Source organism: Microcystis sp. M090S1, assembly GCF_020246295.1.
Taxonomy (GTDB): Bacteria; Cyanobacteriota; Cyanobacteriia; order Cyanobacteriales; family Microcystaceae; genus Microcystis; species Microcystis aeruginosa.
Genome location: NZ_JADBTF010000215.1, coordinates 1 through 6555, shown reverse-complemented (window position 1 = coordinate 6555; position 6555 = coordinate 1). Strand labels below are relative to the sequence as shown.

Genomic DNA, 6555 nt, shown 5'->3' with positions numbered 1-6555 from the left:
CTCTACTCCAGATACAGTCAACGGTACAGCCATTTTCAAGGGAAAAATGTACCCAGTAGCCTCTTTTCAATTTTTTCTGAGAAGCGACCTGCAGTAAGGGTTTTGTTAATTTTTTAGTATTTCTGTATGGGGGAAGTCCAGTAATAAAGCCCTGTATGATCCCAAAAACTAGAATTGTTTTAATATGAACCAGCCTAGACTATTATCTTTTACCCTCGATGGTTGGGGTGTGCTAGGTGGTCCAGTTTCCCTATCCCTAGTTAACCAAGTTGGGGTATTAGTGGGGAGAAACGGTGCGGGGAAATCCGCTATCCTAGAAGGATTTGAAGCCATCTCATCCTGTGCTATCGGTAGATCGATCGGATCTCGGATGATTGACAGTGATAGCATTCCCACAATTTTGCAGGTTGAAATTCTAACACCGACTAACCGGCACTTAGGATACAGGTATGAGCTAATCATCCCCTTTTCTATGGACGATATAGATACAGACATAGATGATAAGCTAAACGGCTTTTACTTCGGATCACCGATATAGACTCCAAAAGGGTTATAGCTGTTGGATCATGCAGGTTAAGCGCCGTTTAGCTTACCACTATAGCGGTAAGCGCTTGAGTGAGATACAGACCAAGCTTTGCCTAGCATGGTTTATAGCTCGTGACACTGTACCTCATACGACTGCACACCGCTATAAGGATAATTCCGAGGAAAATTCCTTTTCTTGGAATGATTATTGTCAGTATATTGATGGAGATCAAGAACTTCTCTGGAAAACCGAATTTGGACTAACAAGCTTTAATAATAATGGTGAGCCAATATTTGCTATTCTTGGCAATACTACCTCGCTGCGACAGTCAAATATACCTGGAAATTCATCGCTAAATTTACCTCCAGAAATGCAGTGGGTTTATGCTATTTTAAAAGGGATTCGTCTTCTTGGCAAAGCTCCTATCCGTCGCACATCAAGACGACAGTCTTCCTTATTAAAGGTGGCAAGTAAGAAGATTTCTGCCAGTCGATTTGATCTAGCAGATACTCTAGCTCGGAGAATATTTCGTTGGGTGGGTACGGATGATTTTGATGAACTAGAAAATGTTTGTCAACGAATAGGAATTGCCAAGAAAATCACTGTGCAGAAGTTCGTTTTGAGTGAGCATTCTGGACAGACATGCCAAGATAAAGACGAAGAGTACATCGCTTCAGTATTATTAGATGGAGTCAATATTGGATTACTCTCCGATGGCACATTGCGAGTTTTATCAATTCTTATCGAAATAATTGCTCACTATCCTAATGCAACAACCATAATTGAGGAGCCAGAAACACAAATACATCCCGCAATGTTAGCAAAATTATTAAATGAAATTAAATCCTATACTTGGGATGTAAATTTAATTATATCAACTCATTCACCACAAGTAGTAGCTTGGACAAAGCCAGAAAATATTAGCTTAGTTTATCGTAACCAGGGACGGACAAGTGTTAGGAAACTAGAAGAAGGAGAGATTGAAAAAGTTGTCGAGTACCTCTGTGAAGAAGGAGATTTAGGAGACTGGATTTACAGTGGTATTCTCGATGAGTAGTAACTTGATCGCCATAATTGCCGAAGATGAGACGGACTGCAATGTGTTTCGTCAAATTATCCATCGCGTGCTGGGGACAAATACTAGGACAAAATCTTGGGCATCTAAATCCTCTAGTACATTAAAGAGAAAACTGTCAGCAAAACTTAAAGTGATGACAAGGGAAGGATGCTCCCCTTTTATCATTGTTCATGATTTAGATCGTAATCCCAAGAATAACTCTCTTAACGATGAAAAACAATTGCGAGATCACTTAGAATTAAGCTGTTCTAATATTAATGGTATCAGGAAATATATCTGCATCCCAATAGAAGAATTAGAGGCTTGGTTTTGGTCTGATCCAGAAGTTGTTAAATATGTGGGACGAGGCAAGGGAAAAGCTCACCCAAACCCTCACCTAATTATCAAACCGAAAGAAGAATTGATCAAATTGTCAATCGGTGAAAATAGAAAACCCCGTTATAGTACCAACATGAATCTTGAACTAGCCCAAAAGCTAAATTTAGAACTTTGTGCCACTTGTTGTCCTTCTTTTAAAGATCTTCTCGACTTTCTGCAATCTCTGTCAAGAGGATAGCAAACCATTAACCCGTCCATCCCAGCCAAGGTATCTGCGATCACTACTGACTTGGCACTGTTCTAAACCCCAAAAAAGAGGGATTTTATGGTAAAATAGTCGTACAAATGGGCATATTTTGCACATCAAAAGGGTAAAACCCCGATTTTTAGCGAATTTACTCACAAAAACGCTTTTTTGCCTTGTTATTGGAGTTAACCCCCCTATGACCGCCGCCCAGGATCATGTCGTCCCCACAGACTTAAGCAATGAAATGTCCCGTTCCTATCTAGAATACGCCATGAGCGTCATCGTTGGGCGCGCCTTGCCCGACGCTAGGGACGGACTGAAACCCGTACACCGGCGCATTCTTTATGCGATGTACGAACTAGGATTAACCCCCGATCGCCCCTTCCGGAAATGCGCTAGAGTCGTCGGGGAAGTATTAGGAAAATACCATCCCCACGGGGATACTGCTGTTTACGATGCTCTCGTCCGCATGGCCCAGGATTTCTCCATGCGCGATCCCCTGATTAACGGTCATGGTAACTTCGGATCGATCGATAACGATCCCCCGGCAGCCATGCGTTATACCGAGTGTCGTCTGCACACCCTGGCCACCAACGCCCTACTACAGGATATCGAGTCAGAAACCGTCGATTTTGCCGATAACTTCGATGGTTCCCAACAGGAACCCGTGGTTTTGCCCTCTAGAGTCCCGCAACTGCTAATTAATGGCTCATCGGGCATCGCCGTCGGTATGGCCACCAATATCCCCCCCCACAACCTGGCCGAGATTATCGATGGAACCGTTGCCCTCATCCATAACCCCGATCTCACCGATACGGAATTACAGCGTTATATCCCGGGGCCGGACTTTCCCACCGGGGGGCATATCCTTGGTAGAGACGGCATTCAGGAAGCTTACACCACCGGCCGCGGTTCCATTACCCTGCGGGGAGTCGCTACCATTGAAACCATCGAACAAAGGGGAAGACCCGATCGAGATGCTATTATTATCACCGAACTGCCCTATCAAACCAATAAAGCGGCATTAATCGAAAAAATCGCCGATTTGGTCAATGATCGCAAAATAGACGGTATTTCCGATGTGCGGGACGAAAGCGATCGCGACGGCATCCGGGTGGTGATCGAACTGAAACGAGATGCCTATCCCCGCGTGGTCCTCAACAATCTTTATAAACAAACGCCCCTCCAGTCGAATTTTGGGGCGAATATGTTGGCATTAGTCGATAACGAACCGAGATTACTGACTTTAAGGGAGTTTCTCCGGGTTTTCCTCGATTTTCGGGTAGAAGTTATCACCCGTCGTACCCGTTATGAACTCCGCAAGGCCGAGGAAAGGGATCATATCCTTCAGGGTTTACTAATTGCCCTCGCTAGTCTCGATGCAGTCATTGCCCTGATTCGCAGTGCTGCCGACACAGCTACCGCAAAAGAGGGATTAGTGCAGAATTTTGGCCTCTCAGAGGTGCAAGCGGACGCAATCCTACAAATGCAGCTGCGGCGTTTAACCGCCCTAGAATCGGAGAAAATTCAGCAAGAACACGGGGAATTACTGGCAAAAATCGGCGATCTTCAGGATATTTTAGCCAAAAAAGAACGGATCGACAGCATTATCGAGGAAGAACTGCAACAGATCAAAACGATTCACGCTACCCCGCGTCGCACTCATATTGAACAACGGGAAGGAGAAATCGCCGAAACTGACCTGATTGCCAACGAACAAGCCTTAATTCTCGTCACCGAACAGGGTTACATCAAAAGAATGCCCGTTAATACCTTTGAGTCCCAAAATCGGGCAACAAGGGGGAAAGCTGGCGCGAAAATGAAAGAAGACGACGGCATCGATCACTTTATCACCTGCCGCGATCACGATAGCGTTCTCTTTTTCACCGATCGCGGGGTTGTCTATAGTCTCAATGCCTATCATATCCCCACCGGTTCCCGTACCGCTCGCGGCGTTCCCATCGTGCAACTGTTAGAGATTCCCAAAGGGGAGAAAATTACCTCGGTGGTGGCAGTCAGCGAGTTCAGCGAGGATAATTACCTGATTATGCTCACACAAAAGGGATTTATCAAGAAAACCGCCCTTGCTGCCTTTAGTAATATTCGATCGAACGGTTTAATCGCCATTTCTCTCGAAGACGGTGATCAACTGCGTTGGGTTCGCTTGGCCAAAGAGGAAGACAGCGTCATTATCGGTTCTCGTCAGGGGATGGCAATTCATTTTAAGGCCGATAGTCAACAATTGCGCTCCTTGGGAAGGGCAACTAAAGGCGTAAAATCGATGAAATTGCGCTCAGGTGACGAATTAATTAGTATGGACATCCTGCCTAGTCAAATTGTCGCCCAAATCGCTGAATCTAACGAAGAAGAAACCGAGGACGAAAGCGAAGAAATTAACCCCGAAGTGGCTAATAATGGCCCCTGGGTGTTAGCGATTACCATGGCAGGACTAGGAAAACGGGTTCCCGTTACCCTCCTACGTCTGCAAAATCGGGCGGGATTAGGAGTCAGAGTGATTAAATTCCGCAAAAAGAACGATAAATTAGCGGCTCTGCACGTTGTTAACCCCCACGAGGAATTTATGATTATCACCGAACGGGGTATTATCATCCGTCAATCCGTCGATGCTATTACTCCTCAATCGCGATCGGCCGGAGGCATCCGGGTACAAAAACTCGATGAGGACGATGCGATCGCTGCGGTAGCCCTAGTTCCCCCTAATGATGGCGAGGAATCTGAAGACATTTAGATTTGCTGGGAAGTGGGGTGTGGGGTGTGGGGTGTGGGGTGTGGGGAAGTGGGGAAATGGGGAAGTGGGGTGTGGAGTGTGGGGAAGTGGGGAAGTGGGGAAGTGGGGAAGTGGGGAAATTGAACTAAAACCCCAAAACCCCAAAACCCCAAAACCCCAACCCCCAACACCTAAAACCTGTCTCCTGTCTCCTGTCTCCTTTCCTGATGATTTGGGATTAAAACTGGAAAAAGTGCATTAATTGGGAGATTTCCTGAGCGTCTAGGGATAAACGCCCTTTAAAATCCACAATATTCTTAAATAATCCCTGTTCTTCTCTGCTTTTAATAATGGCAGCTGCCAAATTATCGCTGATTAGGGGCAGGGTGGTTAACTGCTCGATCGAAGCGGTGTTAGGATTGATTTTAGGGGGTGCGAGGTGACTTTCCGGGCTATAATAGGCAAATTCTAGAATCGGTTGCCAAGCTTTCAATCTAGCCACAGGAACACTCAAAGCAGCCGCTAGATCTTCGAGACAAAGCAATTCTACCCCCATACCCGACAATTCCACCAACATCCGCGCTTGATGGATGGATATCCCCGGCAATCGCAGCCAATCATCCACACCCGCTTGACTGACATTAATTTTAATGCCCAATTGTGCCGCCATAGCGATCTCATCGAGGGAACGAAAGCGATAATAGGGATCATTGCTAATTTTGGCTTTTAAAGGGTTAAAAGTGCGCCCTAACCAGTTTTGCGGTGTCATTGTAGTAGTTGTCGCCGTTTTTCTTCAAATTCGTACTCAGAAATTAATCCTTCTTGCCGGAGGCGCTCTAATTCCCTTAAAGCTGCCCCGATCGCCTCTACTTGTTTAGGCTCTAAACTGGGGACAGTGGCAGCAGCGGTGGCAGTGGGAAAATAGTTAGCGAAAAATTGGTTATCTTGGATTAAATACCACACTGCATCGATCGCGCAAGCCACCCGGGGAATCGGAGTTTGCCAAAGGAGAAGATAAATAATTCCCCAGAGAGGTTGACCGAGATAGAATTTATGAATACCGGCGATAGGAAAGGGTAAAGCGAGAATGCTGCCGATAAAAGCCAAAAAAATCGCTAATTTACGGCTTTTGGGCTTACTTAATAATTTTTCCACCAGAAGCATGAGACCTGTTCGAGATTGATTTTAGCCTGATCTGAACTTTCTATTGTGAACTACTCTCAAGATCGTTGAGAGCTTCCTATTTCACGGGGGATTGCCTCAAGACGGACTTACGCCCAGATTTTGGTCTTATATCCCCTCTATAGGCAGTATCGCGCTTTTCCTAACGACAATATCCGTAAGCTTTCATCTCGAATATTTATTGCCGCATTTATGTCACGATCATGGATTGTTTTGCAATGCACACAAGTCCATATTCTAACATCAAGGGATAAACTACCCACTTGATTCAGACAGACATGACAAGTCTTAGAACTAGGGAAAAACCTATCAACTTCGATATAAGTTTTTCCTTCCCATTCTGCCTTGTATTTGAGCATTGTACAAAACATTCCCCAACTACAATCACTAATAGCCTTAGCTAAATTATGATTGCGTACCATGGCTTTAACATTGAGATTTTCTACCGCAATAACTTGGTTTTCGTTAACTATCTT

General features: G+C 45.1%; 6 protein-coding genes and 1 pseudogene. 4 read left to right on the top strand and 3 right to left on the bottom strand.

Going from position 1 to position 6555, the window contains the following annotated elements; all coding sequences use genetic code 11:
• The first annotated feature begins 184 nt into the window (after positions 1-184).
• The 4 genes from IM477_RS09695 (at position 185) to gyrA (ending at position 4918) form a co-directional block, all read left to right on the top strand.
• Positions 185-538: an AAA family ATPase gene (locus IM477_RS09695; RefSeq protein WP_287731542.1), complete on the top strand. Its 354-nt coding sequence runs from the start codon at positions 185-187 to the stop codon at positions 536-538.
• Positions 539-566: 28 nt separating this feature from the next.
• Positions 567-1583 carry an AAA family ATPase gene (locus IM477_RS09690; protein WP_287731541.1) on the top strand — a complete coding sequence of 339 codons (1017 nt, stop codon included), beginning with the start codon at positions 567-569 and terminating at the stop codon, positions 1581-1583.
• Positions 1576-2160, top strand: coding sequence for a DUF4276 family protein (locus tag IM477_RS09685; RefSeq protein ID WP_287731540.1), 585 nt, complete (start codon positions 1576-1578; stop codon positions 2158-2160). Before IM477_RS09690 ends, IM477_RS09685 begins: the two co-directional genes overlap by 8 nt.
• Before the next feature lie 205 nt (positions 2161-2365).
• A complete protein-coding gene (gene gyrA / locus IM477_RS09680; RefSeq protein WP_287731539.1) occupies positions 2366-4918 on the top strand; it encodes a DNA gyrase subunit A in 2553 nt (850 codons plus the stop codon).
• A 217-nt stretch (positions 4919-5135) separates the two neighbouring features.
• Here gyrA and IM477_RS09675 read toward each other — a convergent pair whose 3' ends face one another.
• The 3 genes and pseudogenes from IM477_RS09675 to IM477_RS09665 form a co-directional block, all read right to left on the bottom strand.
• Positions 5136-5666 (bottom strand): ComEA family DNA-binding protein, encoded by a 531-nt coding sequence (locus IM477_RS09675; protein ID WP_287731538.1) that lies wholly within the window; start codon positions 5664-5666, stop codon positions 5136-5138.
• On the bottom strand, positions 5663-6061 hold the full coding sequence (locus IM477_RS09670; protein ID WP_045360152.1) for an NINE protein: 399 nt from the start codon (positions 6059-6061) through the stop codon (positions 5663-5665). Before IM477_RS09670 ends, IM477_RS09675 begins: the two co-directional genes overlap by 4 nt.
• 76 nt (positions 6062-6137) lie before the next feature.
• A pseudogene (locus tag IM477_RS09665) lies at positions 6138-6555 on the bottom strand (RNA-guided endonuclease TnpB family protein); the annotation flags it as partial.

Excerpts from the sequence above, each read along its gene's own strand:
- IM477_RS09695 (WP_287731542.1), top strand. The coding sequence starts at position 185 with ATGAACCAGCCTAGACTATTATCTTTTACCCTCGATGGTTGGGGTGTG.
- IM477_RS09690 (WP_287731541.1), top strand. The coding sequence starts at position 567 with ATGCAGGTTAAGCGCCGTTTAGCTTACCACTATAGCGGTAAGCGCTTG.
- IM477_RS09685 (WP_287731540.1), top strand. The coding sequence starts at position 1,576 with ATGAGTAGTAACTTGATCGCCATAATTGCCGAAGATGAGACGGACTGC.
- gyrA (WP_287731539.1), top strand. The coding sequence starts at position 2,366 with ATGACCGCCGCCCAGGATCATGTCGTCCCCACAGACTTAAGCAATGAA.
- IM477_RS09675 (WP_287731538.1), bottom strand. The coding sequence starts at position 5,666 with ATGACACCGCAAAACTGGTTAGGGCGCACTTTTAACCCTTTAAAAGCC.
- IM477_RS09670 (WP_045360152.1), bottom strand. The coding sequence starts at position 6,061 with ATGCTTCTGGTGGAAAAATTATTAAGTAAGCCCAAAAGCCGTAAATTA.